This is a genomic window from Nocardioides aestuarii, assembly GCF_039527245.1.
GTDB classification, from domain to species: domain Bacteria; phylum Actinomycetota; class Actinomycetes; order Propionibacteriales; family Nocardioidaceae; genus Nocardioides; species Nocardioides aestuarii.
In genome coordinates this window covers 562,870-588,869 of the sequence record NZ_BAAAJT010000002.1, presented here as the reverse complement: position 1 = coordinate 588,869, position 26,000 = coordinate 562,870, and the positions used below count along the sequence as shown (strand labels likewise).

Below are 26,000 nucleotides of genomic sequence, written 5' to 3'. Positions count from 1 at the left end.
GGGAGGCTCCATGCGTCCGATCGACCCCGCGCGGGACCGGCACGAGCTCGTCGTCGAGCGTGAGCCGCTGCTGCCCCCGCCCGACGCCCTACGAGGCACCGGCGGCCGCGCCCTCGACCCCGAGTCGGCGGTCAGCCTTCCCGACCGCGGCGAGGGCAACGGCCCTGTCGACCCTCGCCCCACCGTCTACGTCGCCAACCGGCTGCTGGTCAACGTCGAGGCCGCGCAACGCGTCGTACGTACCGACGATGGGACCGAGCTCCCGCTGGTCGAGTGGCTCGACCGGGAGGTGGCGCGCAGCTTCGGCTGGACGCTTGTCTTCGACGGCGGCTACCCGCTGCGCCAGACGTCCCGCGACGGACAGGTCGTGGGGCTCACCCGCTACGAGATCGTCGTCCGGACCACGGAAGGCCAGGGGCCGGCCGAGCGCGACCAGCCCCTCGTGCCCAAGCAGGAGGCGCCGCTGCTGCTCACCCCCGATGCGTGGCGACTGCTCCAGCAGGCCCGGCTGCTCCGCGGCAACCAGACGCTCGCCGGCGTGGCCCTCGACCACCTGCTGACCGGGATGGTCGGGCTGTCCGCATCCCCGTTCCACTCCTCCAACCCGTTCCACTCGTCGAACCCCTTCCACTCCTCGAACCCGGTGGCGGGTTACACGAGCGTCGACGGTGGTCGTACGCCGGTGGCGTGGACCGGCAGCGCGCCGGCCCGGCGCGAGGACAGCGAGGTGAAGGGCCGACGGCCGGCCGTCGGGATCCTCGACACCGGCTGCGGGAGCCACCCCTGGCTCGACGCCGTCGTCACCCGCGACGTGCCGCTGGACGACGACACGATCGGCCACGCGTCCGTCGTGGACCCGCCGCGGCCCGAGATCGGCGGCGACTGGGTCGGGCCGCTCGACGGCGTCCTCGACGCCCTGTCGGGACACGGCACCTTCATCGCCGGACTCATCCACCAGGCCTGTCCCGACGCCGACCTCTACACCTGGCGGATCGTGCCCTCGGAGGGGCCGATCGTGGAGAGTGACCTGGTGCTCGCGCTCACCGGCATCGCCGAGCTCGTCCGCCGTGACGGTGCGGGCGAGGAGGGTGGGCTGCGGCTCGACGTGCTCAACCTCTCGATGGGCTACTACCACGAGACGCCCGACGACGATGCCCTCTTCGACTCCACGATGCTCGACCTGCTGCGCATCCTCGGCGAGAACGGCTGCGCCGTGGTGGCCTCCGCCGGCAACGACGGGATCGCACGCCCGCAGTTCCCGGCGGCCTTCGCCCCGTGGACCAACGGCGCCACCGGCCCGGTCCTCGATGACCCCGCACGCGTGCCGGTCACCTCCGTAGGAGCCCTCAACCCCAACCTCGACTCCGTCGCGCTCTTCAGCAACACCGGCGACTGGGTGACCTGCTACGCCCCCGGCGCGGCGGTGGTCAGCACGATGCCGCCGTTCCAGGGCGGGCTCGAACCGAGCGCCCGGACCACGGCTTACGGCTGGGACCGAGAGGCGATCGACCCGGACAACTACGGCCGGCGGGGCGAGGACTACCGCGTGGGTGGCTTCGCCACCTGGAGCGGGACGTCGTTCGCCGGTCCGGTGCAGGCCGGACGCATCGCCCAGCAGCTGGTCGACCGGCTGCCGGAGCCCGGCCCGTCCGGTCGCTCGAGCCTGGTCGACCTGCTCCGGGACGCGCGCACGCAGGCGATGCCACCGGGGGCGCCGGGGGCCTGAGTGCTGGACGCCGAGGAGCTGAGCCGTCGCGGTCGCGCCGCGAGCACGGCGGGGCGGCACGCCGAGGCCGTCTCGTTGCTGACGCGCGCGGTCGAGCGGGCCGCGGACGATCGTCAACGGGCAACGGCGCTCCAGTCGCTCGCCCACGCGACGGCCGAGCGGGGTTCACCCGACGACGGCATCGCGCTGTGCCGCGAGGCACTCAAGCTCAAGGGCCTCGACGCCACCGTGCTCGGCACCGTCCACTCCCAGCTCGGGCTGCTGCTGATGCGGCGCGGCGAGGTCGAGGCCGCGCTCGCGGAGATGGCCACGGCGCTGCCGCTGGTCGCCGACCAGCCCGACCTCCGGGGCCGGCTTCACCTCAACCGCGGCAACATCCACCTCCAGCGGCGTGACGCCGACCGGGCCGCCGCCGACTTCGAGGATGCCCGGACCCGGACCCAGGACGCGGTCGACCGGGCGATGGCGACCCACAACCTGGGCTACGTCGAGCTGATGCGGGGCGAGCTGGTGGGCGCCCTGCGCCTGATGGACGAGGCGGCCCCGGTCCTGGCCCCGTTGTCCCCGGTCTCGGAGGCCGTCGTCGAGGTCGACCGGGCGGAGGTGATGATCGCCGCCGGGATGCCGCGGGCCGCTGCGGACGCGCTCGACCGCGCCGTGCGCACCTACGCGAGCCGGCGCCTGCGCCAGTTCCAGGGCGAGGCGCTCGTCGTGCGGGCCCGGGCGCTGCTGCTGGTCGACCCGAACGCCGCCCGGGCCGACGCACGCCGGGCCGCCCGGGTCTTCGAGGCGCGCGGCAGCACCACCTGGGCGCTGCGGGCCGAGGCGCTCGCTCTCTGCGCCGACGTACGCCGCCACGTCGGTCGACCGCTCCGGGCGACCTCCTGGTGGGAGCGGACCCTCGTCGCGGGGAAGGACCTCGCCGATCGCCTGGCCGCACGGGAGATGCCCGAGCGCACCGAGGTGCTGCTCCACCTCGCGCTGGCGTCCGAGCAGGTGACCGGAGCCGTCCCCGTGCCCGCGCCCCGCGCGCCGCGCCGCGGTGAGGAACCCGTGGGCGTCCGGCTGCTCCGGCAGGAGGTCCGGGCGCGTGCGGCCTGGCGTGCCGGCCGCCGCGCTGCGTCCTTCGGCCTCGTGCGCGACGGGCTGGCCGACCTGCACGCCTGGCAGTCGTCCTACGGCAGCCTCGACCTCCAGTCCTCCCTGGTCGGGCACGGTCAAGCGCTGGCCAGGGTCGGGCTGCGGCAGGCCGTGGCCGACGGGCGACCCGACGTCGTGCACGAGTGGTCGGAGCGGGCGCGCGCCCTGGTGGCGCGGGTGCCTCCGGTCAGGCTGCCGGCGGACCCGGACGCCGCCGCGCGGATCGCCGCGTTGCGCACCCTCCCGGCTGACGCGACGGACGACGCCGCCCGGCTGCGCGACCGGGTGCGCGAGGACTCCTGGTACCGCCCGGGTGCGGGCACGGTCCTCGAGCCGCTGCCGCTCGACCGTGTGAGGGAAGCACTGGGCGACGCCACGCTCGTGAGCTACCTGCTCGCCGACCGGGTGCTGCACGCGCTGGTGGTCGGACCGGACCGGGTGGTCCTCCGCCGGGTGGGCCCGGTCGCGGCGGTCGACGCGGCGCTGCCGGGCCTCGCGGCGGACCTGGACCTGGCGGCCACCACCGGGCTCCCCGACGCACTCGCTGCGGGCGTCCGCGCCGGGCTCACGGCCCGGCTCGCGGCCCTGCAGGAGCACCTGCTCCGACCCGTCGCCGGCGACCTGGGGGAGGGACGGCTCGTGGTCGTGCCCTGCGGTCGGCTGGCCGCCGTCCCGTGGTCGATGCTGCCGGCCCTCGTCGGCCGGCCGGTCACGGTCGCCCGCTCCGCCTCGATGTGGGCCGCGGCGGCGCCGCCGGACGCGGTCGCCCGGGTCGGCCTCGTCGCGGGCCCCGGCGTACCCCGGGCGGAGGAGGAGGCCACCGCCTGCGCCGCCGCGTGGGTCGGCCGCGCGAGGGTGCTGGGAGGGCCTACGGCGACGGCCGCCGCGGTCTCGTCCCTGACGTCCGACGTCGACCTCCTCCACGTCGCGGCCCACGGCCACCACGCCGACGAGCAGCCGCTCTTCTCGGGTCTCGAGCTGGTCGACGGACCCTGGTTCGGCTACGACGTCGAGCTGCTGCCCCGGTTGCCGTCGCTGGTGGTGCTCTCGGCCTGCGAGCTCGGGCGCTCGACCGTCCGCGCTTCGGAGGAGCTGGTCGGCATGACCGCCGCCTGGCTCCACGCCGGCGTCCGCTGCGTGGTCGCCTCCCAGGCGGCGCTCTCCGACGACCTCGCGGCCACCGTCCTGCCAGGCCTCCACGCGGGTCTCGCCGCGGGTCGGGCACCCGCCGACGTCCTCGCCGACCTCGCGCCCGCCGACGGCCTTCCCCTCACCTGCTTCGGCGCCGGCTGGTGATGCGCAGCGTCATACGGTCCGGTCGCCATGGCGACCGGACCGTATGACGTCAGAGGCCTACTTCACCTCGGAGCGGTGGAGCATCACCAGGCCGACCGCGAGGGGGAGGGCCAGCCAGGGGAGGGCGGAGACGCCCAGCTGGGCCCAGTTCTCCGCGTCGGGGACCCGGTCGTAGAGCATCGTCTGGTTGTACTGGAAGTCGACCCACGGCTGCAGGTCGCGGAACCAGTCCTGGAAGGCCGCGAGCATCCCGAAGGCGGTCGGCAGCAGCAGGGAGTAGACGAAGTAGCCGACGATCGCCGCGGCCGAGCTGCGCAGCACGACCCCGAGGGTGAAGCCGACGACCATGCCCAGCACGGTGGCGAGCACGATGCTGGAGAACTCCGCGACGGAGACGTCCCACGTCGTCGGGGCGCCGCTGATGGCGGTGCCGACGATGTTGCCGAGCGCGCCGATGCCGAGGGCGAGGAGCATCGACACCACGCCGATCCCGATCGCACCGACGGCCTTCGCCGCGATCACGCGGCCCCGGCTCGGGACGAGGGTGAAGGTGGTGAGCCCGCTGCGCTGGCTCCACTCACTCGTGACCGAGAGGATCGCGACCATCGGCAGCACCACGGCCATCGGGAAGCCGATGGCGGCGGCGAAGTTGCCGTAGGTCTGGGCCTCCTCGGGCGCGAAGGCGATCGTCGCGCCGGTGGCGAGGAGGGCGAGGATGCCGATGCTCATCACGAGCCAGAAGCCCGAGCGGGTGTCGAACATCTTGCGCAGCTCCACGGCGAGCACCCGGGTCGCGGGGATCGGGGCGTGGGCCTGTCGTTCCCGTCGTACGACGGGAGCCGGGGAGGTGGCGGTCAGGGTGCTCATGCTGCTGCTCCTTCGTGGATGCGGTCGCGCTGGGACTCCGCGGTGAGCTGGAGGAACATCTCCTCCAGGCCGGCCCCGTCCGCGGCGCGGAGCTCGGTGAGCGGAACGCCGGCGGCGTGCGCGACACGGCCGACCTCCGCGGCCTCGGCGTCGGCGTGCAGGGCGCCGCTGCCCGAGACCTTGCTGGTGATGCCGGCTCCGGAGAGGGCGCTGGCGAGGGCGCGGGTGTCGGCGGCCGCGCACACGGTGCCGGCCCCGGCGAGGAGCTCGGCCTTCGTGCCCTGGGCGACGATCCGGCCGTTGCCGATCACGACCAGGTCGTCGGCGACGACCTCGATCTCGTGGAGGAGGTGGCTGGAGAGCAGCACGGTGCCGCCCTGGTCGGCGTACTCGCGCAGCAGGTCGCGCATCCACCGGATGCCGGCCGGGTCGAGGCCGTTGGCGGGCTCGTCGAGGATCAGCACGTCGGGGTCGCCGAGCAGTGCGGTGGCGATGCCGAGCCGCTGCCGCATGCCGAGCGAGTAGCCGCGGACGCGGCGGTCGGCCTCCTTGCCGGTCAGCGAGACGCGGGCGAGCATCTCCTCGACCCGCTCGGAGCGCAGGCCCATGGTGCGGGCGGCGACGGTGAGGATCTCGCGCCCGGTGCGGCCGGCGTGCTGCGCGGAGGCGTCGAGCAGGACGCCCACCTCGCGGCCCGGGTTGGGCAGGTCGGCGTAGCGGCCGCCGAGGACCTCGGCGGAGCCGGAGGTGGGCGGGGTGAGGCCGACCAGGATCCGCATCGTCGTCGACTTCCCGGCCCCGTTGGGTCCGAGGAAGCCGGTGACGCGGCCCGGCCGGGCGGTGAAGGAGACGTCGTCGACGGCGGTGACGCCGCGATAGCTCTTGGTCAGGTGGTCAGCGGTGATCATGCCGAGAAGCCTCGCGGCACACGGGCACACCTGACATCGGGGAGCGACCCTGACCCGACCCCGGAGGTGACCCCGAGGTCCCCCGACGGCAGGCCCTCCTCTGGGAGCATCGGGGCATGAGCACCCTGGAGGAGACCCGGCGCCTCGGCGTGGAGACGACCGGCATCGAGATCGTCGAGGAGTCGGAGCGCACCGCGCGCCCGGCCGACCTCTTCTGGCCGTGGTTCGCGGCCAACGTCAGCGTCTTCGGGATGAGCTATGCCGGCTTCATCCTCTACTTCGGCATCTCCTTCTGGCAGGGCGTGCTCGTCGCGCTCGTGGGGATCGTCGTGTCCTTCGCGCTCTGCGGGGTGATCGCGATCGCCGGCAAGCGGGGGTCGGCGCCGACGATGGTCCTGAGCCGGGCCGCCTTCGGCGTCACCGGCCAGAAGGTGCCCGGCGTCATCTCGTGGCTGGTCTCGATCGGGTGGGAGACCTTCCTCGCGATCCTCGCCGTCCTCGCCACGACGACGGTCTTCACCCGCCTCGGGTGGGCCGCCGGCACCGGGACCCAGGTCGTCGCGACGGTCCTGGTCGCCGCACTGATCGTCGCCGCCAGCGTCGCGGGCTACCACGTCATCATGACGCTCCAGTCGTGGCTGACCTGGATCACGGGGGCGGTGACGCTGGTCTACGTCGTCCTCACCGTCGACGAGATCTCGTGGGACGCGGTGACGGCAGTGCCCTCCGGCTCGAGCCAGGCCGTGATCGGCGCGCTGGTCATGGTGATGACCGGTTTCGGCCTCGGCTGGATCAACATCGCCGCCGACTGGTCGCGCTACCAGTCGCGCGACGCCTCGGGTGGCGCCATCGTCGGATGGAACACCTTCGGCGGTGCGATCGCGCCCTGCCTCCTCGTGGTCTTCGGCCTCGCGCTGGCCAGCTCCTCCCCGGAGCTCCTCGACGGCATCGCCGCCGACCCGATCGGCACCCTCTCGACGCTGCTGCCCGACTGGTTCCTGGTGCCCTTCCTGCTCGCCGCGATCCTCGCCCTGGTCAGCGGCGCCGTGCTCGGCATCTACTCCTCGGGGCTCACCCTGCTCTCGCTCGGTGTCCGGATCCCGCGGCCGGCCGCAGCGTTCGTCGACGGTGTGATCCTCACGCTCGGCACCATCTACGTCGTCTTCTTCGCCGAGGACTTCCTCGGGCCCTTCCAGAGCTTCCTGATCACGCTCGGCGTGCCGCTCGCGGCGTGGGCCGGCATCATGATCGCCGACATCGCCAGCCGTCGCCGCGACTACGACGAGCCGGCGCTCTTCGACGCCCGGGGCCGCTACGGCGCCGCCGACGTCGTCTCGCTGGGCACCCTCGCCGCCGCGTCGCTGGTGGGGTGGGGCCTGGTCGTCAACACGTTCTCCGACGCCGCCTCCTGGAACAACTGGCAGGGCTACCTGCTCGGCCCCCTCGGCCTCGGCGGCCGCGACGGCGCGTGGGCCTTCGCCAACCTCGGCGTCCTCGCCGCCCTCGTCATCGGCTTCGTCGTCACCTTCCTCGCCCGTCGCGGCACGATCCTCCGCCAGGAGTCCGGCACCGTCGCCTGACCAGACGTCAGCCTCGGGGGCGCTCGCCCAGGGCCGACTTCTCGGCGACGTCGTCGACCCGGCGGGCCCGGGTGGCGGGCTGCTTGGCCAGCACGATCCAGGCCAGCGCCTGCTTGCGCACCGACGGCGGGAAGGCGTCCCAGTGCCCGCGGGCGTCGGGGCGCGCGTCCAGCGCGGCCGCGAGGTCGTCGGGCACGACGAGGTCCTCGACGTCGTCCATCAGGGTCCACATGCCGCTCTCCTGCGCCGACGCCACCGCTGCGGCGCCGGCGGGCTCCATCAGGCCGGCGTTCTCGAGGTCGGCGACGCGGCGCTTGTTGTTGCGGGTCCACACGCTGCCGGGCCGGCGCGCGGCGTACCACATCATCGAGCGGTGCTCGTCCACGCCGCGTTGCGTGGAGTCGACCCACCCCCACCGCAGTGCCTCCCGGACCGCCGCCTCGTAGTCGAAGGCGGGGGAGGACGAGGCCTTGCGGGTCACCAGCCACACGCCCGGGGTGTCGGCGTGGTGCTCGCGCAGCCACGCCGACCACGCGGCCAGGTCGTCGGGCTCGAAGCGCTCTGCGTCGTCCATCACACCCATGTCCCCATGGTGCCCGGAACAGGCGACCGCCCCGCGCTGTTGGGCCGGGCATGCAGATCGAGATCTGGTCCGACGTCGTGTGCCCGTGGTGCTACATCGGGAAGCGTCGGCTCGAGCGCGCGCTGGCCGAGTTCCCCCACGCCGATCAGGTCGAGGTGACCTGGCGCTCCTACCAGCTCGACCCCGGCGCCCCGACCGAGCCGACGGAGGGCACAGCGGTGATGCTCGGCCGCAAGTACGGCCAGTCGCCTGCCGGTGTCCAGCAGATGCAGGACCGGGTCGAGGCCCAGGCGGCCGAGGAGGGGCTCGTCTACCGGTTGTCGGAGACGCTGCACCTCAACACCGTCGACGCCCACCGGCTGATCCACCTCGCCCATGAGCAAGGCGGCAACCGGCTCCAGGGCCAGGTGAAGGAGGCGCTGCTCGCGGCGTACTTCACCGAAGCCCGGAACGTCGCCGACCGCGCCGTGCTGCGGGACGTGGCGATCGCCGCCGGGCTCGACGCGACACGCGTCGACGAGGTGCTCGGGGGAACCGAGTTCACCGCCGAGGTACACGCCGACATCGAGCAGGCCCAGGCGTTCGGGGCGACCGGCGTCCCGTTCTTCGTCGTCGACCGGAAGTACGGCGTCTCCGGGGCCCAGCCGGTCGAGGTGTTCGCCCAGGTGCTCGACCAGGCGTGGGCCGAGGCCCACCCGCAGCTCCAGGTCGTGCCGGGCGCTGCGGACGCCGATGCCTGCGGCCCCGACGGCTGTGCCGTCTGACGAACCACGATCTGACCCGGTGACGGTCGTCGGTTACGCTGATTGGGCACAGCGTCGTGCGACCTCAGACCCCCTTGATCGAGACCCTTCGAGGACCCCGCTGTGACAACTGACAAGCCTGTCGTGCTCATCGCCGAGGAGCTCAGCCCCGCGACCGTCGAGGCGCTGGGACCGGACTTCGAGATCCGCCACGCCAACGGCGCCGACCGTGCCGAGCTGATCCCTGCGATCGCCGACGTCGACGCGATCCTGGTGCGCTCGGCGACCAAGGTCGACGCGGAGGCGTTGGCCGCCGCGCAGCGGTTGAAGGTGATCGCCCGCGCGGGCGTCGGGCTCGACAACGTCGACGTCAAGGCGGCGACCCAGTCCGGCGTCATGGTCGTCAACGCGCCGACCTCCAACATCGTCAGCGCCGCCGAGCTCGCCGTCGCGCTCATGCTCGCCGCCGCCCGCCACGTGAGCCCGGCCCACGCCGCCCTCAAGAACGGCGAGTGGAAGCGGTCGAAGTACACCGGCATCGAGCTCTACGAGAAGACCGTCGGCATCGTCGGCCTCGGCCGGATCGGCGTGCTCGTCGCCCAGCGCCTCAGCGCCTTCGGCATGAACGTCATCGCCTACGACCCCTACGTCCAGGCCGGTCGCGCCGCCCAGATGGGGGTGCGCCTCGTCGATCTCGACACGCTGCTGGACGAGGCCGACTTCATGAGCGTCCACCTGCCGAAGACCCCCGAGACGGTCGGCCTGATCGGCGCCGACGAGCTCGCCAAGGCGCGCCCCCACCTCGTCCTGGTCAACGCTGCGCGCGGCGGCATCGTCGACGAGGCCGCCCTCTACGACGCCCTCAAGACCGGCCGGATCGCCGGCGCCGGCCTCGACGTCTTCGCCAGCGAGCCGTGCACCGACAGCCCGCTCTTCGAGCTCGAGAACGTCGTCGCGACGCCCCACCTGGGTGCGTCCACCGACGAGGCGCAGGAGAAGGCCGGCATCGCGGTCGCGAAGTCGGTGCGGCTCGCCCTGTCGGGTGAGCTCGTGCCCGACGCCGTCAACGTCCAGGGCGGCGTGATCGCCGAGGACGTCCGTCCCGGCCTCCCGCTCACCGAGAAGCTGGGCCGGATCTTCACCGGCCTCGCCGGCGAGGTCGCCCAGCAGCTCGACGTCGAGGTGCGCGGCGAGATCACCGAGTACGACGTCAAGGTGCTCGAGCTGGCTGCCCTCAAGGGCGTCTTCTCCGACGTCGTGGAGGACGCCGTCTCCTACGTCAACGCTCCGCTGCTCGCGGCCGAGCGCGGCACCGCCGTCCGGCTCGTGACCGAGGGCGAGAGCCCCGACCACCGCAACCTGATCACGCTGCGCGGCACCCTCGCCGACGGCTCGCAGGTCTCGGTCAGCGGCACGCTCGTCGGCATCGCCCAGAAGGAGCGGCTGGTCGAGGTCAACGGCTTCGACGTCGACCTCGAGCCGACCGACCACCTCGCCTTCTTCACCTACGAGGACCGGCCCGGCATGGTCGGCACCCTTGGCGGCATCCTCGGCGACGCCGCCGTCAACATCGCGGGCATGCAGGTGTCGCGGTCGGCCCGTGGCGGTGCCGCCCTGGTGGCGCTGTCGGTCGACTCCGCCATCCCGGCCGACACCCTCACCGAGATCCAGGGCGCCATCGACGCCACCGCAGTGCGTCACGTCAACCTGGTCTGAGTGAGCCTCACCGACCTCGGCCCGGTCGCCCAGCTGCGTGCGGGGCGGCTGGGCCGTCGGTTGACCCAGCTCTACGCCGGCCTGGTGCTCTACGGCGTCTCGCTGGCGCTGATGGTGCGTGGCGAGCTCGGCCTCGCGCCCTGGGACGTCCTCCACTCCGGCTTCATCCGGCACGTGCCGATCACCCTCGGTCAGGCGGTCGTGCTGTTCAGCTTCCTGGTGCTCCTGCTCTGGATCCCGCTGCGCGAGACCCCCGGGCTCGGCACGATCTCCAACGCCGTCGTCGTGGGCCTCGCCGCCGACGCGACGCTCGCGCTGCTCGACGCCCCCGAGGCCTGGGCGTGGCGGATCCTGCTCATGGTCTGCGGCGTCGTCCTCAACGGCCTGGCGACGGCGATGTACATCGGGGCCCAGTTCGGGCGGGGGCCGCGTGACGGGCTGATGACCGGGTTGGCCCGGCGCACGGGCGGCTCGCTGCGTCTGATCCGCACCGGGCTGGAGGTCGGCGTCGTCGTGGTCGGACTCCTGCTGGGTGGCGCCCTCGGGGTGGGGACCGTCCTCTACGCCGTCGCGATCGGTCCGTTGACCCAGCTGATGCTCCCCGGCTGGACCGTTCCGGTGACGCCGCCGCCGGCGCGACGGGGGACAGGCCGGCCCTGACGCGGACCTGTCCGCTATCCGTGATCCAGGTCACGGTGTGGTAACGATGCGGATTTCTCCTACGGAACATCTACCGCGAAACGGGGTACCGGACGTAGGTATGTCCTGCCCCGGCCCACTCCTGGACCGGGTCTTCTCACGTGTCCGATCGGGCACGCGTGACGAACGAGGGAGCATTGTGAAGAACAGACTCTTCAGTCCCAGGACCCCGGTGGCGCTGGCCGCCGGCGCCCTGGTCATCTCGGGCCTGGCGGTCTCCGCAACCGCTGGTGCCACCCCGCCGAGCGACTCGGGTGTCCCCGGGCCCCGTGGTCTCGACAAGTCGAGCCTCGGCCACGAGCCGGAGCACCCGCTGCCGATCAAGGCCAAGCAGGACGCCATCAAGCAGAAGGCGCTCCAGCGCGTGCTCGAGGGCAAGCGGCCCTACGCCCGCGGTGCCGACGACACCACCGAGGTGCCGCTCGAGGTCGAGGGCAGCGACCGGATCTTCACGATCCTCGTCGAGTTCGGCAAGAAGGAGTACGACGACAGCAACCTGCCGTCGAACGTCGCGCCCGGCACCTTCGACGACGACGCCGAGGTCCCCGACCCGCAGCCGATGCGCTTCAACGGCCCGCGCCACAACCAGATCCCGGCTCCTGACCGGTCGGTCGACAACTCGACGATCTGGAAGAAGAACTACAGCAAGAAGCACTACAAGGACATGTACTTCAACCGGATGAAGGCGTACTACAAGCGCCAGTCGTCCGGCCGTTACACCTTCACCGGAGACGTGCAGGGCTGGGTGCGGGTTCCCTTCAACCAGGCTCTCTACGGCCGCGACTACTGCGGTGGCATCGTCTGCGGCTCGACCCAGGCGCTCGTCCGTGACGCCCTGGCCGTCTGGGTCCAGGACCGGCTCGACTCCGGCATGAAGATGCGTGCGATCCGCAAGTACCTGCGCTCCTTCGACCAGCAGGACCGCTACGACATCGACGGCGACAACAACTTCGACGAGCCGGACGGCTTCATCGACCACATGCAGATCGTCCACGCCGGTGGCGACGAGGCCGCGGCCGACCCGATCTACGGCTCCGACGCGATCTGGTCGCACCGCTGGTACGCCGCGCTGCAGAACACCGACACCCCCGGTTTCCCGGGCGTCGACATCGGCACCCGCCGGGGCGCGTTCTCCAGCAAGAAGATCCCGAACAACTCCACGGGCATCTACGCGGGTGACTACACCATCCAGCCGGAGAACGGTGGCCTCGGTGTGTTCGCCCACGAGTACGCCCACGACCTGGGCCTGCCCGACCTCTACGACACCTCCGGCAACACCGGCGGTGCCGAGAACAACACCGCGTTCTGGACCCTGATGTCCTCCGGCGCCAACATCGGCGACGGCGGCAACACCACCGGTGACGACCCGACCGACATGGGTGCCTGGGAGCTCTTCCAGCTCGGGTGGCTCAACGGTCAGGGCGACAACGGCCGGTTCTACGACGTCTACCTCCCCGGTGACGACACCAGCGGCACGCTGTCGCGCAACGTCCCGGCCACCAACGAGGGCGCGCAGGCCGCGTTCGTCGTCCTGCCGGACAAGGCCGTCTCCGAGCAGATCGGTGAGCCCTTCGAGGGCAACGGCATGTTCTGGTCGGGCTCCGGCGACGACCTGCGCAACACGATGACGAAGACCGACGGCATCACCGCCGGCCAGCTCACCGCCAAGGTCGACTACGAGATCGAGGAGGGCTGGGACTACGCCTACGTGGAGGCTTCCTCCGACGGCGGCCAGACCTGGACCAAGCTCGACACCAACCTGTCGACCGACGAGGACCCCAACCAGCAGAACGAGGGCAACGGCATCACCGGCTTCAGCGAGGGTTGGGTCGACCTGACCGCCACCCTGCCGGCCGGCACCAACGCGCTGCGGTTCCGCTACTGGACCGACGTCGCCGCCGTGGAGCGGGGCCTGCTGGTGGACAACATCGCCATCGGCGGTACCCCGATCGGGACCGCCGAGAACGAGACCGAGGGCTGGGTGTTCGACGGCTTCAAGATCACGTCGGGCACCGAGGAGAACGACTACTTCAACGCCTACGTGCTGGAGAACCGCCAGTACGACGGTGACGACGACTCGCTCGCCACGGCCTACAACTTCTCGTTCCCGTTCTCGAAGCCGGACTTCGTGGAGACCTACCCCTACCAGAACGGTCTCCTGATCTCCTACTGGAACGAGCAGTACGCCGACAACAACGTGGGCGACCACCCGGGCGGCGGGGAGATCCTGCCGGTCGACGCCCACCCGGAGCTGGCCGACCTCCACTGGCCCAACGGTGACCTCGCCCGTCCGCGGATCGCGTCGTTCGACTCGACCTTCGGGCTGGAGAACACCGACCAGGTCACGCTGCGTCGCGAGATCTCCGACGGCGAGGGTGGCTACGAGACCGAGAAGCTGGTCATCCCGACCCGCGACGCCACGTCCACCTTCGACGACACGATGGACTGGTGGATCGGCGACGACGGTGACCTCGACGGTGAGGGCAACCACTCCGGGCGCTACCAGCCCGGCTGGTACAGCGTCGACGTCCCGAAGACCGGCACGACGATCGAGGTGACGGAGACCGACGGTTCCTTCATCTCCTTCAACGTCGTCGTCGGTGAGGGCATCAACTGACCTGAGGGTCTGACGCACCACTGAACACCCGCACGACACAGCACGACACCACGGCCCGCCCGGTCCTCCGGGCGGGCCGTGGTGCGTCGCGGCCACGACGGTGCCTGTCTCCGGCGACCGGCATGATGGCCCCGTGGCCCTGGACGTCGAGCTCGCCGAGATCCGTGACTTCCTCGCGTCCCACCCGCCCTTCGACCACGTGCCGGTCGAGGAGCTGACGCCGCTGCTCTCGCGGCTCAGCATCGACTACCGACGTCGCGGCAGCCTCGTGCTGGCCGGGGGCAGCGAGGTCTCCGAGCTGCTCGTCGTGCGCTCGGGCGCGGTCGAGCTGCGCGACGCTGCCGACCGGCTGGTCGAGCGGGGCGGGGCGGGGACCACGGTCGGGGGCGAGGCGCTGGTCACTGGTGCCCCGCAGAGCGGTGACGTGACGGCGATCGAGGACACCCTCCTCCTCGTGGTCCCGGCCGACGTCCTCGCCACCCTGCGCGGGGCACACCCCGCCCTCACGACGTGGTTCGCCAGCCAGGCCGGCTCGCTGCTGCGCCAGGCGGTCGCCCGGCCGGCCCCGGGGACGACCGGGTCGACGGGGGAGGTGCTCCGCACCCGGGTCGGCGACCTCGTCGGCCGACCGCCCGTCACGGTCGGGCGTGACACCACCGTGCGCGACGCCGCACGTCTCATGGACCGCGAGCGGATCTCGTCGGTGCTCGTCACCGACGGCCCGCGCCTGGTCGGGATCCTCACCGACCGTGACCTGCGCAGCCGGGTGGTCGCCCGGGCGCGGGAGCTGACGACCCCGGTGTCCGAGGTGATGACGCCCGACCCGGTGACCGGCAGCCCCGACCAGCTCGCGCTCGAGGTGCTGCTCGAGCTGGTCCGGCGCAACATCCACCACCTGCCGCTCGTCGACGGCGGGGTCCCGGTCGCGATGGTGACCTCGACCGACCTGCTGCGTCTCGAGCAGGCCGATCCCGTCCACCTCGTGGGCGAGGTCGCGAAGGCGGCCGACACCGAGGCCGTCGCCGCCGTCGCCCGGCGGCTCGAGCGCGTGGTCGCCGGACTCGTCCGCCAGGGCACCTCCGCCCACGACACCGGCCGCGTGGTGACCAGCGTCGGCGACGCCGTCGAGCGCCGGCTGATCGAGCTCGCCGAGGCCGAGCTCGGTCCCGCCCCGGTGCCGTGGGCGTGGCTGACGCTGGGCTCGCGGGCGCGGTTCGAGCAGGCCCTCGGAGGAGACCAGGACCACGCGCTGGTGCTCGCCGACGACGCCGTCCGCGACGGTGGTGTCGACCCCCACGTGGCGGCCTGGTTCGCGGCCCTGGCCGAGCGGGTGACCGCCGGGCTCGAGACCGCGGGCTACCCCCGGTGCCGTGGCGACAAGATGGCGACCAACCCCCAGTGGCGAGCCCCGCTCGCTGCGTGGCTCGACCACGTCGACCGCTGGGTGTCGGCCCCGGCTCCGGCCGCCGTCCTCGACGCGTCGGTCTTCTTCGACCTGCGTCACCTCGCCGGCGACCCCGACCTCACCGCGACGTTGCGCGACCACCAGGTGCGGGCCGCGCGCGGCTCCTCGCTCTTCCTCGCCCACCTCGCCGGGGCGGCCGCGACCCGCAACGTCCCCGTCGGCTTCTTCCGCAACCTCGTGGTCGAGCGGTCGGGTGACCACCGCGACACCCTCGACCTCAAGAGGGGTGGCCTGCTCCCGCTCGTCGAGGTCGCCCGCCTGCACGCGCTGGCCGCCGGCTCGGCCGAGACCGCGACGCTGGCGCGGCTCGACGACGCCGTCGCCGACGGCCGTCTCAGCGCCCCGCTGGGCGCCGACCTGCGCGACGCCTGGGAGTTCCTCTCCCTGCTGCGGCTGCGCCACCAGGCCGGCGAGGTCGCCGCGGGCCGCGCGCCGGACAACCACGTGGCTCCGTCCGGGCTCAGCTCCTTCGAGCAGCGGCACCTGCGTTCCGCCTTCGGTGTGATCCGTCAGGCCCAGTCGGCCCTCGCCCAGCGCTATCCCGTGCGCGCGGTGACATGACTCCCGACGACCGCACACCGGTCGCCGACCTGCCGCTGCTCGCCGTCGACCTCGAGACCACCGGGCTCTCCTTCGCCCACGACTCGATCCTCTCCGTGGGGGTCGTCCCCGTCGACGGCGGTCGCATCGACCTCGGCGGTGCCCGCCGCTGGCTGGTCGCCCACGACGAGCCCGGCGACGCGGTCACCGTCCACGGACTCACCCACGACGACCTCGAGGGCGGTCGCCCCTTGCCCGAGGTGCTGGCCGACCTCCGCGAGGCGCTGGCGGGACGCGTGATGGTCGCCCACCACGCGCCGTTCGAGACCGGGTTCCTCCGCACCGCCTGGCGTCGCATCGACGAGGAGCCCCCGCCGCTGACGGCCGTCTGCACCCTGCGCCTCCAACGTCGCGTCCTCGCCCGCGCGGGCGTCCACGAACCGCCGCGAGGGGCGCTGCGCCTCTGGCAGGCGCGAGCACGGTTCGGGTTGCCCGCCGTGCGGGCCCACGACGCCCTCGGCGACGCGCTGGCCAGCGCCGAGCTCTACCTCGCCCAGGTCGCCGAGCTGGGGGAGGGGCGGTCGCTGGTCCTCGGCGACGTCCGGCTCCGTACGCCGCCGCGCTGGCGTCGCCGGCTGCGGCGCTGGTGGTGGCGGCTGCGCCGACGGCTCAGCGCCGGGTCGCGATGAGGGTCGAGGCGTCGGGCGCCACCATGACCTCGACGGTGGTGAACCGGTCGTCGGTCAGCCACTCCTCGCGCAGCGTGTCGACCCGGCCGTAGGTGATCGGCGGCCAGATCTCGCAGGGGGTGAAGTCGTCGAGGACCACGATGCCGCCCTCCTCCACGAGGTCGGCGACGGCGTCGACGCGCACCGAGTCGGGGTCGCCGGAGTCGAGGTAGAGGAGCGAGAACGGAGCGGCGTCGGTGAGCGTGGCCCAGTCAGCCGCCCTCACCTCCACCTGCGGGTCGTCCTCGAAGATCCGGGCGGCGGCCCCGGCGAGCTCGGCGTCGAGCTCGGCGGTGAGGATGTGGGCGTCGTCGCGCACGCCCGAGCGCAGCCAGGCGGTGCCGACCCCGGTGCCGGTCCCGAACTCGGCGAGGGTCCCGGACCGGGTCGCAGCCAGCGTCGCGAGCAGCCGGCCGGTCTCGTTGCGGCAGAACGAGGCGTAGCCGGCCTGGCGGGAGACGTCGAAGGCGCGGCGGACGACGTCGGGCAGCTCCGGTGGGGCACTCATGGGGCGGAGTCTCGCATCCGGCGGTCTTCCATTCCGGTACGGGCGTCTCGCATTCCGAACGGGTCGGGGAAACCGGTCGCACCCGACCGCGACACGACGTACCGTTCATCCATCATGCGGAGCGTGTTCGTACTTATCGACTGCCGCGGCGAGGCCTGACAGCGGGCCACCTCGCCGCGGTGTCGGCGTTGCGGGCCCACTGACTCATCTGTTCCAGCCTCGTTCGACCACTCTCCGCGGCGGGCTCCGGTATCAACGCGTGACCCGCACTCTCCTGGACGACGTCAGGTCCACCCGCGCGACCCGCGGCACGACCGACGCACCCGCCGCGGGGACGGCCATCACTCATCACCGTCACCAGGAGATCCACCATGTACGAGATGTACCCCGACTGGGGCCCGTCCAACCACGACCCCGACAACCCGCACAGCCACGAGGCCGTCCAGGCGTCTCTCGACCTGCGGGACAACGGCGGCCAGCGGCCCGACGACAACTAGCCTCGCGCCCCATGACGAGTTCTCACCGGATCGCGGTCATCGGCGGCGACGGCATCGGGCCCGAGGTGACCGCCGAGGCGGTCAAGGTGCTCGAGGCCGCGTCCGAGGCCACCATCGAGCAGACCCGCTACGACCTGGGGGCCGAGCGCTACCTCGCCACCGGGGAGGTGCTGCCCGACAGCGTGCTGGAGGAGATCCGCACGCACGACGCGATCCTGCTGGGGGCCGTCGGCGGCAAGCCGGGTGACCCGAACCTGCCGCCGGGCATCCTCGAGCGCGGCCTGCTCCTCAAGCTCCGGTTCGCGCTCGACCACTACGTGAACCTGCGACCGTCGCGGATCTTCCCCGGCGTCGAGACCCCGCTCTCCGAGGCGGTGCTGGCGAAGGGTGACGTCGACTTCGTCGTCGTCCGCGAGGGCACCGAGGGCCCCTACACCGGCAACGGCGGTGCCGTCCGGGTCGGGACGCCGCACGAGATCGCCACCGAGGTCTCCCTCAACACCGCGTTCGGCGTCGAGCGGGTCGTCCGCGACGCCTTCGCCCGCGCCCAGGCGCGGCCGCGCCGCAAGCTCACCCTGGTCCACAAGACCAACGTCCTCGTCCACGCCGGCGCGGTCTGGAGCCGGGTCGTGGGTGAGGTCGCGCAGGAGTTCCCCGACGTGGAGGTCGACTACCTCCACGTCGACGCCGCGACGATCTTCCTGTCGACCGACCCGGCGCGGTTCGACGTCGTCGTGACCGACAACCTCTTCGGCGACATCATCACCGACCTCGCGGCGGCGGTGACCGGAGGCATCGGGCTCGCGGCGAGCGGCAACGTCAACCCGGACCGCACCGCGCCGTCGATGTTCGAGCCGGTCCACGGGTCGGCGCCCGACATCGCCGGCCAGCAGAAGGCGGACCCCACCGCGGCGATCCTGTCCTCGGCCCTGCTGCTCGACCACCTCGGTGAGTCCGATGCGGCGGCGCGGGTGGAGAAGGCCGTGCTGTCCGACCTGGCCGAGCGAGTACCGGGCACCCCCCGTCGTACCGCCGAGGTCGGCGACGCCATCGCGTCGCGGCTCTGAGCGCGGGTCGGCGGGGGGTGCGACCGCCCCTGTGAGCCCGCCCACGCTTTCGTTAGGTTGACCCCATGCAGATCAGCACCACCGCCAACACCACCCCGGTCGACGACGCCCGGCTCGCCGAGATCCTGGCCAACCCGGGGTTCGGCACCCACTTCACCGACCACATGCTGACGGTCGAGTGGACGCCGGAGGAGGGATGGCACGGTGCGCGGGTCGAGCCCTACGGCCCGCTCACGCTCGACCCGGCCACGGCCGTCCTGCACTACGCGCAGGAGACCTTCGAGGGCATGAAGGCCTACCGCCACGGCGACGGCTCGGTCTGGACCTTCCGCCCGGAGCGCAACGGCGAGCGCATGGTGCGCTCCTCCCAGCGGCTCGCCTTCCCGGAGCTGCCGGTCGACGACTTCGTCGCGTGCGTCGACGCCCTGGTCGAGGCGGACCAGCGCTGGGTGCCGGACTCGGCCGGCGAGAAGTCCCTCTACCTGCGGCCGTTCATGTTCGCGTCGGAGACGTTCCTGGGCGTGCGACCCGCCCAGCACGTCACGTTCATGGTCATCGCCTCACCGGCGGGCGCCTACTTCAAGGGCGGCGTGAAGCCGGTGAACCTGTGGCTCTCGGAGACGTTCACGCGCGCCGGCCGCGGCGGCATGGGCGCGGCCAAGACCGGCGGCAACTATGCCTCCTCGCTGGCCGCCCAGCGCGAGGCGATCGAGCAGGGCTGCGACCAGGTCGTGTTCCTCGACGACCAGGAGTTCCGCTACATCGAGGAGCTCGGCGGGATGAACCTGTTCTTCGTCCACGCCGACGGCCGCATCGTCACCCCCGAGACCGGCACCATCCTCGAGGGCATCACGCGGGCCTCGATCATCGAGCTCGCGGGCAAGCTCGGTCACTCGGTCGAGGAGCGGAAGTTCTCCATCGACGAGTGGCGCGACGGCGTCACCAGCGGCGAGATCACCGAGGTCTTCGCCTGCGGCACCGCCGCCGTCGTCACCCCGGTCGGCGAGCTGCGCTCGCCCCACGGCACCACCCCTGCCCCGACCAGCACCGACCTCACGATGCGGATCCGCGAGGCCCTCGTCGGGATGCAGTACGGCCGCGCCGAGGACACCTTCGGCTGGATGCACCGCGTCTGCTGAGGCTCGTCGCGCGGGAATCCGGGGCGCGAGGGGCCGCACGTCGTACCCTGCAACCGTGACGACAGCCCCTCGCCCCGAGCAGGCGCCGCCCGGGCTCCGGGTGGGTGGCTACACGCTGCTGGCGAGGCTCGGCGAGGGCGGGATGGGCGTGGTCCACCTCGCCCGTCGGCCCGACGGTCACCGGGTGGCGCTGAAGGTGATGCGCCCCCACATCATCGGTGACGAGGAGGCCCGCCAGCGGCTCGCCCAGGAGGTCAGCTCGCTCTCGCGGGTGCGTAGCCGCTGGGTCGCCGAGATCGTCGACTCCGACCCGTGGGGCGACATCCCCTTCGTCGCGACCCGCTACGTCCCGGGACTGAGCCTCCACGAGCACGTCGCGGAGGAGGGCCCGGTCGGCGGTGACGACCTGCGCTGGTTCGCCGAGTGCCTGGCCGAGGGCATCGCGTCGGTCCACGACGTCGGCGTGCTCCACCGCGACGTCAAGCCCTCCAACGTGCTGATGGAGGGCCGCACCCCGATCCTCATCGACTTCGGGCTGGCGCGCGTCGCGGACGACCCACGTCTCACCCACACCGGGTGGTTGCTCGGCACCCCCGGCTACCTCGCCCCCGAGATCCTCCACGGGGACGACGCCTCCCCGGCGTCCGACGTCCACTCCTGGGCCGCGACGGTCGCCTTCGCCGGCACCGGCAGGCCGCCCTTCGGACGCGGTCCGTCGATGGCGATCATGGACCGCGTACGCCGTGGCGAGCACGACCTGACCGGTCTGCCCGACGACCTCCAGCAGATCGTCCACGCCGCGCTCCACCCCGACCCGTCCCAGCGGCCGACGCTCGACGAGGTGCTCGACTGGCTCGTCGACGGCCCGCTCCCGGTCGTCGCCGATCCCGTGTCCCACGCTCCGGCCGACGACCTCTACACGGTCCCCCTCGCGCTGGCGGGCAGCGCCCACGAGCGCACCATCAGCTTCTTCGACGAGGACGAGGAGGGCGACGGCACCCGGCTGCTGGAGGAGGAGCCGCCGCCTCCGCGGGCGAGCCTCGCGGAGCGCTCCCGGCGCGGCGCGCTGTTCGTCGGCCTCGCCGTGGGTGCCTCCGTCGGGATGGCGGCCTACCCGTGGCTGACGCTGGTGCTGCTGGCGCTCGCCACCTGGTTCCTGCGCGGCGCCTCGCTCGCCGGTTCGGCCGCCGGTCTCCGGCGCTCGGTCCGAGGGGCGAAGTGGTACGACGGCCCGCAGCTGCTGCTGGCCTCGCCCTGGCACCTCGTCCAGGCGATCCCGAGAGCGCTGCTGCTCGTGCTCTGGAGCCTCGGGCTCGGCCTCGCGTGCGCCCTGATCTGCTACGCCCTCTCGGCCGCGCCCGAGGTGACCCTGCTGGCGAGCGGTCTGGTGACCGGGATGTCGCTGTGGCTCGGGCCCGGCGGCTCGCGGTTCCGGGGACCCGTCATCCGGATGGTCCAGCCGCTCGCGCGCCGGACCGGTCCGTGGCTGGTGGCGTTCGCGCTGGTGGTCGGCGGCACCGGAGCGGTCGGGGCGCTGCTGGCCCAGCACGGCACCCACTGGGAGCCGGTCGGCAACCCGGCCGAACGCCTGCCCTGACCGGATCGCGAGAAGCCGGTCTCGTCTCGCGGTCAGCGGTGGCACACTGACCACATGAGCTCACGCTCCCGCATCATCATTCGCTAGCGCGTCGACCCCGTCGACGCGCCCACCTCCTGCACCCACAGGAGGTTTTTTGTTGCCCCGACCAGCCCGACCTGAGGACCCCGATGGACCTGCACGGCGACTTCCACGTCTACGACACGACGCTGCGCGACGGCGCCCAGCAGGAGGGGCTCAACCTCTCCGTCGCCGACAAGCTGACCATCGCGCGCCACCTCGACGGGCTGGGGGTGGGCTACATCGAGGGCGGCTGGCCCGGGGCCAACCCCAAGGACACCGAGTTCTTCCGGCGTGCCCGGGAGGAGCTCGACCTCGGTCACGCGAAGCTCGCGGCCTTCGGTGCCACCCGGCGCGCCGGCGTGGCGGCCGCCGACGACCCGCTGGTCGCGGCCCTGCGCGACTCCGGTGCCAGCGTCGTCACGCTGGTGGCGAAGTCCCACGACCGCCACGTCGAGCTCGCGCTGCGGACCACCTTGGAGGAGAACCTCGCGATGGTGCGCGACACCGTCACCCACCTCCGCGAGGAGGGGCAGCAGGTCTTCCTCGACGCCGAGCACTTCTTCGACGGCTACCGCGCCAACCGCGACTACGCGCTCGAGGTCCTCCGCACGGCGTACGACGCGGGCGCCTCCGTGGTCGCGCTCTGTGACACCAACGGCGGGATGCTCCCGGGGTGGGTCGCCGACGTCGTGCACGACGTGGTCTCGACGACGGGGGTGCGGGTCGGCATCCACTGCCACAACGACACCGGCTGCGCGGTCGCCAACACGCTCGCGGCCGTGGACGCCGGCGCCAGCCACGTCCAGGGCACCATCAACGGCTACGGCGAGCGCACCGGCAACGCTGACCTGGTCAGCGTGGTGGCCAACCTCGAGCTCAAGCTGGGCCGGGAGGTGCTGCCGCAGGGGCTGCTGGCCGATGCCACGCGGGTGGCCCACGCGGTCGCCGACGTGACCAACTTCCCGCCGGCCAGCCGGCAGCCCTACGTCGGCACCAGCGCCTTCACCCACAAGGCGGGGCTCCACGCCAGCGCGATCAAGGTCGACCCGGACCTCTACCAGCACATGGACCCCACCGGTGTCGGCAACGACATGCGCCTGCTCGTCTCCGACATGGCGGGCCGGGCCTCGATCGAGCTGAAGGGTCGCGAGCTCGGCTTCGACCTCTCCGGCGACCGTGACCTGGTCACGCGGATCACCGACCGGGTCAAGACGCTCGAGCAGCGTGGCTACACCTTCGAGGCGGCGGACGCCTCCTTCGAGCTGCTCCTGGTCGAGGAGGTCGAGGGCCGGCGACCGTCCTACTTCGACGTCGAGTCGTGGCGCGTGATCACCGAGACCCGTCCCGGTGACGAGGCGCTCTCGGAGGCGACGGTCAAGCTGCGGGCCGACGACGTGCGCTACGTCGTGACGGGGGAGGGGAACGGTCCGGTGAACGCGCTCGACCAGGCCCTGCGCGACGCGATCGGCCAGGCCTACCCGGAGGTCGCGAAGTTCGAGCTGATCGACTACAAGGTCCGGATCCTCGACCAGGGCCACGGCACCGATGCCGTCACCCGGGTCCTCATCGAGACGACCGACGGCCAGTCGTCGTGGGTCACCGTGGGGGTCGGGGCCAACGTGATCGAGGCGTCGTGGGGCGCCCTGGTCGACGGCGTCACCTTCGGGCTGCGCCGGCACCACCAGGACTGAAACCACCGATCCCGGGTCCGACATCGCTTACCCTCGTGGGGCTCCCTCCTGTCGTCGACCTCTCGGACCCGTCGTGCTGCTTCATCGCCTCTGCGCCCTCGTCCTCCTGCCCCTCGCACTCCTCCTCGGAGGTGTCGCCCCGACGTCGCCCGCCCCGCCTGCCGTCGCGGCGCCGCTCGAGGCCCGTCCCAACGTCGTCGTGGTCATGGTGGACGACATGGCGGCCACGGATCTGAGGTGGATGCCGAGGATCCGCCGCGTGATCGGTGCCCGGGGTGTCACGTTCGCCGACGGGATCTCCCCGAACCCGATGTGCTGTCCGGCCCGCGCGGCGTTCCTGACCGGCGAGGAGTCCCACAACAACGGCGTGTGGTCGAACACCCAGCCCAACGGCGGCTACGCCGCACTCGACGGCGACCCGAGGCTTCCCGAGTGGTTGCAGGAGGTGGGCTACCGGACGGCCTTCTTCGGCAAGCACCTCAACGGCTTCAAGGCCGAGCAGGCGGCGTCCGAGCCGGGGTGGGACGTCCTCGACGCCCTCGTCCGCGGCGTCTACTCCTACCGCAACTTCACGACGTGGAACGACGGCGACCCCGTCGACGTACGCCGCGGCTACGTGACCGACCACCTGAGCGACGCGGCGCGCCGCACCGTGCGCCGGTTCTCACGCCAGGACGCCGACGCTCCCTTCTTCCTGTGGATCTCCCACGTCGGGCCGCACAACGCGCGGACCACCCGCTGCGACCCGGGCTGCTGGGACCCGCCGATCCCCGCTGCGCGCGACCGAGGCGACCTCGCGGGTGTGCGCTCGCCCACGCGCAAGCTCCCCAGCTTCAACCGGGCGAACGGTGAGGACGCCCCACCCTTCCTGCGCGGTCTCGAACGCAGCTCGAGGCGTTCGATCGACACGCTGCACCAGCGTCGGGTCGAGACCTTGAGGTCGGTGGACCGCTCCGTCGTCCACCTCGTCCGTACCCTGCGGAGGACCGACGAGCTCGACGACACCGTGCTCGTGTTCACGAGCGACAACGGCTACCTCCTGGGGCAGTACCGCTACGTCGGCAAGCGACTGCCCTACGAGGACGCAGTGCGCGTTCCGCTCCTGGTGCGCGGGCCGGGAGTCCCGGCCGGTCGCGAGGTGACCGGCACCGCGACGACCGCCGACCTGAGTGCGACCGTGGTCGACCTGGCGGGCGCGCGGCCTCCTGCGCCGCTCGACGGGACCTCCCTGGTGCCGGCCTTCGCCGACGGCGTCACCTCACGCGAATCAGCGCTCGTCCAGACCGGTGCCAGCATCCAGGGCGAGGGTGACGGCGAGGTCGGCCAGGAGCCGGGACTCCGGGGTTGGCTCTACCGCGGCTACCGCGACGAGCGATGGACCTACGTCCGCTACCCCGATCCGGCCGGCCCGGACACGCCGGCGTTCGAAGAGCTCTTCGACCGGCAGCAGGATCCGTTCGAGCTGGAGAACCTGGCCTCGAGCGCGCGTCACGCCGACACGCTCGCCGAGCTGCGCAGCCGCGCCCGCCGGCTCGAAGGCTGCTCGGGATCGTCCTGCCACCCGGTGTGGGGTCCGGTGCCGAGCCCCACCGGATGATCAGGCGCCGACGACCCGGCGCGCGAGGTCGGCCCACCCGGCGTAGACCCGCTCGACGTCGAGTCCCTCGACGGTGACCTGCTGGTCGAGGACCGGCAGCTCCAGCGGCGCCATCAGGGCCACGGCGAGCAGCGGCAGGTCGCCCTCGACGCCGAGCCCGCCGAGCAGGTGGCGGACGTGCGCCATCGCGAACGAGTAGGCCGCGAACGACCGTGTGCCCGCGCGACCCGCGTTGCGGATCAGGTCGGCGTGCAGCAGCGTGGTCTCGAGCCGGCTGCGGCCGAACGCCATCAGCCGGTCCCAGGGGTCCGCGCCCGGCCCGAGCGGGGGAGGTCCGGACATGACCGAGGCCTGCCACTGCGTCTCCGACCGGTTGAGCAGCGCGCCCATCAGGCCCTCCCGCGACTCGAACCGCCGGAACAGCGTCCCCTTGCCGACGCCGGCCGCCACGGCGACGGCGTCCATCGTCAGGCAGTCGGCCCCGCGCTCGTCGACCAGCTCGGCCGCCGCGGCCAGCACCCGCTCCCGGTTGCGCGCCGCGTCGGCCCGCTCGGGGGCGGGCTCGTCGGCGAGCGGGAGCAGGTGGGGCACTCGGTCAGGGTAGTGACACAGATCCCCCCGGGCACCGGAATAGAAACGGACCGCAGTCCGTTTAGACTCGCATGACTACCCCCATCAGTGTCCTCGTCCTGCTCGGCAGTCTCCGGGCCGACTCGCTCAACCGCCGCATCGTCGGGCTGCTGGCCGACCGTGCGCCTGAGGGCGTCACGGTCACGATCGCCGAGGGTCTCCACGAGATCCCCTTCTACAACGAGGAGATCGACGGCGACTCCGTCCCTGCGGCCGCCGCCCGCCTCCGCGAGCAGGTCGCCGCGGCCGACCGCGTCCTGGCGGTCACGCCCGAGTACAACGGCACGATGCCGGCCGTCCTCAACAACGCCCTCGACTGGCTCTCCCGCCCCTACGGCGCCGGCGCCATCGTGGGCAAGCCGTTCGCGGCCATCGGCGCGACCCCCACGCCGTACGGCGGCAAGTGGTCCCACGACGACGCCCGCCGCTCGGCCGGCATCGCCGGTGCCCAGGTCCTGGCCGACGTCGTGGTCTCCCAGTCGGCCCTCGAGGTCGACGTCCTCACCGACGAGGAGGTCGTCGCCAAGCTCGTCGGCGCCCTCGAGGCCCTCGTGTCCGCCGAGGTGCAGCAGGCCGCCTGAGCTCGTCGGTCAGTCGCCCACG

21 protein-coding genes are annotated in these 26,000 nt (G+C 72.6%); 16 read left to right on the top strand and 5 right to left on the bottom strand.

Annotation, left to right across the window (positions count from 1 at the left end):
* Positions 1-10 precede the first annotated feature (10 nt).
* Together ABD091_RS02960 and ABD091_RS02955 are read left to right on the top strand one after the other, a co-directional pair.
* Positions 11-1,726 carry a S8 family peptidase gene (locus ABD091_RS02960; protein WP_343915647.1) on the top strand — a complete coding sequence of 572 codons (1,716 nt, stop codon included), beginning with the start codon at positions 11-13 and terminating at the stop codon, positions 1,724-1,726.
* Entirely contained in the window at positions 1,727-4,162 is a 2,436-nt protein-coding gene (locus ABD091_RS02955; protein ID WP_343915646.1) for a CHAT domain-containing protein, read from the top strand.
* A gap of 57 nt (positions 4,163-4,219) precedes the next feature.
* Here ABD091_RS02955 and ABD091_RS02950 read toward each other — a convergent pair whose 3' ends face one another.
* Positions 4,220-5,029 carry an ABC-2 transporter permease gene (locus ABD091_RS02950; RefSeq protein ID WP_343915645.1) on the bottom strand — a complete coding sequence of 270 codons (810 nt, stop codon included), beginning with the start codon at positions 5,027-5,029 and terminating at the stop codon, positions 4,220-4,222.
* Positions 5,026-5,937, bottom strand: a complete 912-nt coding sequence (locus ABD091_RS02945) for an ABC transporter ATP-binding protein (protein WP_343915644.1) — start codon at positions 5,935-5,937, stop codon at positions 5,026-5,028. The genes ABD091_RS02950 and ABD091_RS02945 overlap by 4 nt, the downstream gene beginning before the upstream one ends.
* Positions 5,938-6,053: 116 nt before the next feature.
* Here ABD091_RS02945 and ABD091_RS02940 point away from each other — a divergent pair, with 116 nt between their 5' ends.
* Positions 6,054-7,517 carry a purine-cytosine permease family protein gene (locus ABD091_RS02940; protein ID WP_343915643.1) on the top strand — a complete coding sequence of 488 codons (1,464 nt, stop codon included), beginning with the start codon at positions 6,054-6,056 and terminating at the stop codon, positions 7,515-7,517.
* A 7-nt stretch (positions 7,518-7,524) separates the two neighbouring features.
* Here ABD091_RS02940 and ABD091_RS02935 read toward each other — a convergent pair whose 3' ends face one another.
* A complete protein-coding gene (locus ABD091_RS02935) occupies positions 7,525-8,100 on the bottom strand; it encodes a YdeI/OmpD-associated family protein (RefSeq protein ID WP_343915642.1) in 576 nt (191 codons plus the stop codon).
* Positions 8,101-8,150: 50 nt separating this feature from the next.
* Between ABD091_RS02935 and ABD091_RS02930 the strand changes: the two genes are divergently transcribed.
* The 6 genes from ABD091_RS02930 (at position 8,151) to ABD091_RS02905 (ending at position 16,569) form a co-directional block, all read left to right on the top strand.
* Positions 8,151-8,864, top strand: a complete 714-nt coding sequence (locus ABD091_RS02930; protein ID WP_343915641.1) for a DsbA family oxidoreductase — start codon at positions 8,151-8,153, stop codon at positions 8,862-8,864.
* 102 nt (positions 8,865-8,966) lie between these two features.
* Positions 8,967-10,559, top strand: coding sequence for a phosphoglycerate dehydrogenase (gene serA, locus ABD091_RS02925; RefSeq protein WP_343915639.1), 1,593 nt, complete (start codon positions 8,967-8,969; stop codon positions 10,557-10,559).
* The gene (gene yczE / locus ABD091_RS02920; protein ID WP_343915638.1) at positions 10,560-11,219 is read left to right on the top strand and encodes a membrane protein YczE; all 660 of its coding nucleotides are present in this window, start codon (positions 10,560-10,562) and stop codon (positions 11,217-11,219) included.
* Positions 11,220-11,397: 178 nt separating this feature from the next.
* Positions 11,398-13,875 carry an immune inhibitor A domain-containing protein gene (locus tag ABD091_RS02915; RefSeq protein ID WP_343915637.1) on the top strand — a complete coding sequence of 826 codons (2,478 nt, stop codon included), beginning with the start codon at positions 11,398-11,400 and terminating at the stop codon, positions 13,873-13,875.
* Positions 13,876-14,008: 133 nt separating this feature from the next.
* Positions 14,009-15,901 (top strand): putative nucleotidyltransferase substrate binding domain-containing protein, encoded by a 1,893-nt coding sequence (locus tag ABD091_RS02910; RefSeq protein WP_343915636.1) that lies wholly within the window; start codon positions 14,009-14,011, stop codon positions 15,899-15,901.
* On the top strand, positions 15,898-16,569 hold the full coding sequence (locus ABD091_RS02905) for a 3'-5' exonuclease (protein WP_343915634.1): 672 nt from the start codon (positions 15,898-15,900) through the stop codon (positions 16,567-16,569). The genes ABD091_RS02910 and ABD091_RS02905 overlap by 4 nt, the downstream gene beginning before the upstream one ends.
* Here the strand turns inward: ABD091_RS02905 and ABD091_RS02900 are convergent.
* A complete protein-coding gene (locus ABD091_RS02900; protein WP_343915633.1) occupies positions 16,550-17,116 on the bottom strand; it encodes an O-methyltransferase in 567 nt (188 codons plus the stop codon). The genes ABD091_RS02905 and ABD091_RS02900 overlap by 20 nt on opposite strands.
* A 371-nt stretch (positions 17,117-17,487) precedes the next feature.
* Between ABD091_RS02900 and ABD091_RS02895 the strand changes: the two genes are divergently transcribed.
* The 6 genes from ABD091_RS02895 (at position 17,488) to ABD091_RS02870 (ending at position 24,767) form a co-directional block, all read left to right on the top strand.
* On the top strand, positions 17,488-17,613 hold the full coding sequence (locus ABD091_RS02895; protein WP_343915631.1) for a hypothetical protein: 126 nt from the start codon (positions 17,488-17,490) through the stop codon (positions 17,611-17,613).
* An 11-nt stretch (positions 17,614-17,624) separates the two neighbouring features.
* Complete coding sequence (locus tag ABD091_RS02890; protein ID WP_343915630.1) at positions 17,625-18,680, top strand: 3-isopropylmalate dehydrogenase; 1,056 nt, start codon at positions 17,625-17,627, stop codon at positions 18,678-18,680.
* A gap of 65 nt (positions 18,681-18,745) precedes the next feature.
* Positions 18,746-19,819: a branched-chain amino acid aminotransferase gene (locus tag ABD091_RS02885; RefSeq protein ID WP_343915629.1), complete on the top strand. Its 1,074-nt coding sequence runs from the start codon at positions 18,746-18,748 to the stop codon at positions 19,817-19,819.
* 55 nt (positions 19,820-19,874) lie between these two features.
* Positions 19,875-21,416, top strand: a complete 1,542-nt coding sequence (locus ABD091_RS02880) for a serine/threonine-protein kinase (protein ID WP_343915627.1) — start codon at positions 19,875-19,877, stop codon at positions 21,414-21,416.
* A 170-nt stretch (positions 21,417-21,586) separates the two neighbouring features.
* Positions 21,587-23,170 carry a citramalate synthase gene (gene cimA / locus ABD091_RS02875; protein WP_343915625.1) on the top strand — a complete coding sequence of 528 codons (1,584 nt, stop codon included), beginning with the start codon at positions 21,587-21,589 and terminating at the stop codon, positions 23,168-23,170.
* 73 nt (positions 23,171-23,243) lie between these two features.
* Complete coding sequence (locus ABD091_RS02870; protein WP_343915624.1) at positions 23,244-24,767, top strand: sulfatase-like hydrolase/transferase; 1,524 nt, start codon at positions 23,244-23,246, stop codon at positions 24,765-24,767.
* On the opposite strand, the gene ABD091_RS02865 is transcribed toward ABD091_RS02870, so the two are convergent.
* Entirely contained in the window at positions 24,768-25,358 is a 591-nt protein-coding gene (locus tag ABD091_RS02865) for a TetR/AcrR family transcriptional regulator (RefSeq protein WP_343915623.1), read from the bottom strand.
* A 71-nt stretch (positions 25,359-25,429) separates the two neighbouring features.
* Between ABD091_RS02865 and ABD091_RS02860 the strand changes: the two genes are divergently transcribed.
* The gene (locus ABD091_RS02860; protein WP_343915622.1) at positions 25,430-25,978 is read left to right on the top strand and encodes an NADPH-dependent FMN reductase; all 549 of its coding nucleotides are present in this window, start codon (positions 25,430-25,432) and stop codon (positions 25,976-25,978) included.
* Positions 25,979-26,000 lie beyond the last annotated feature (22 nt).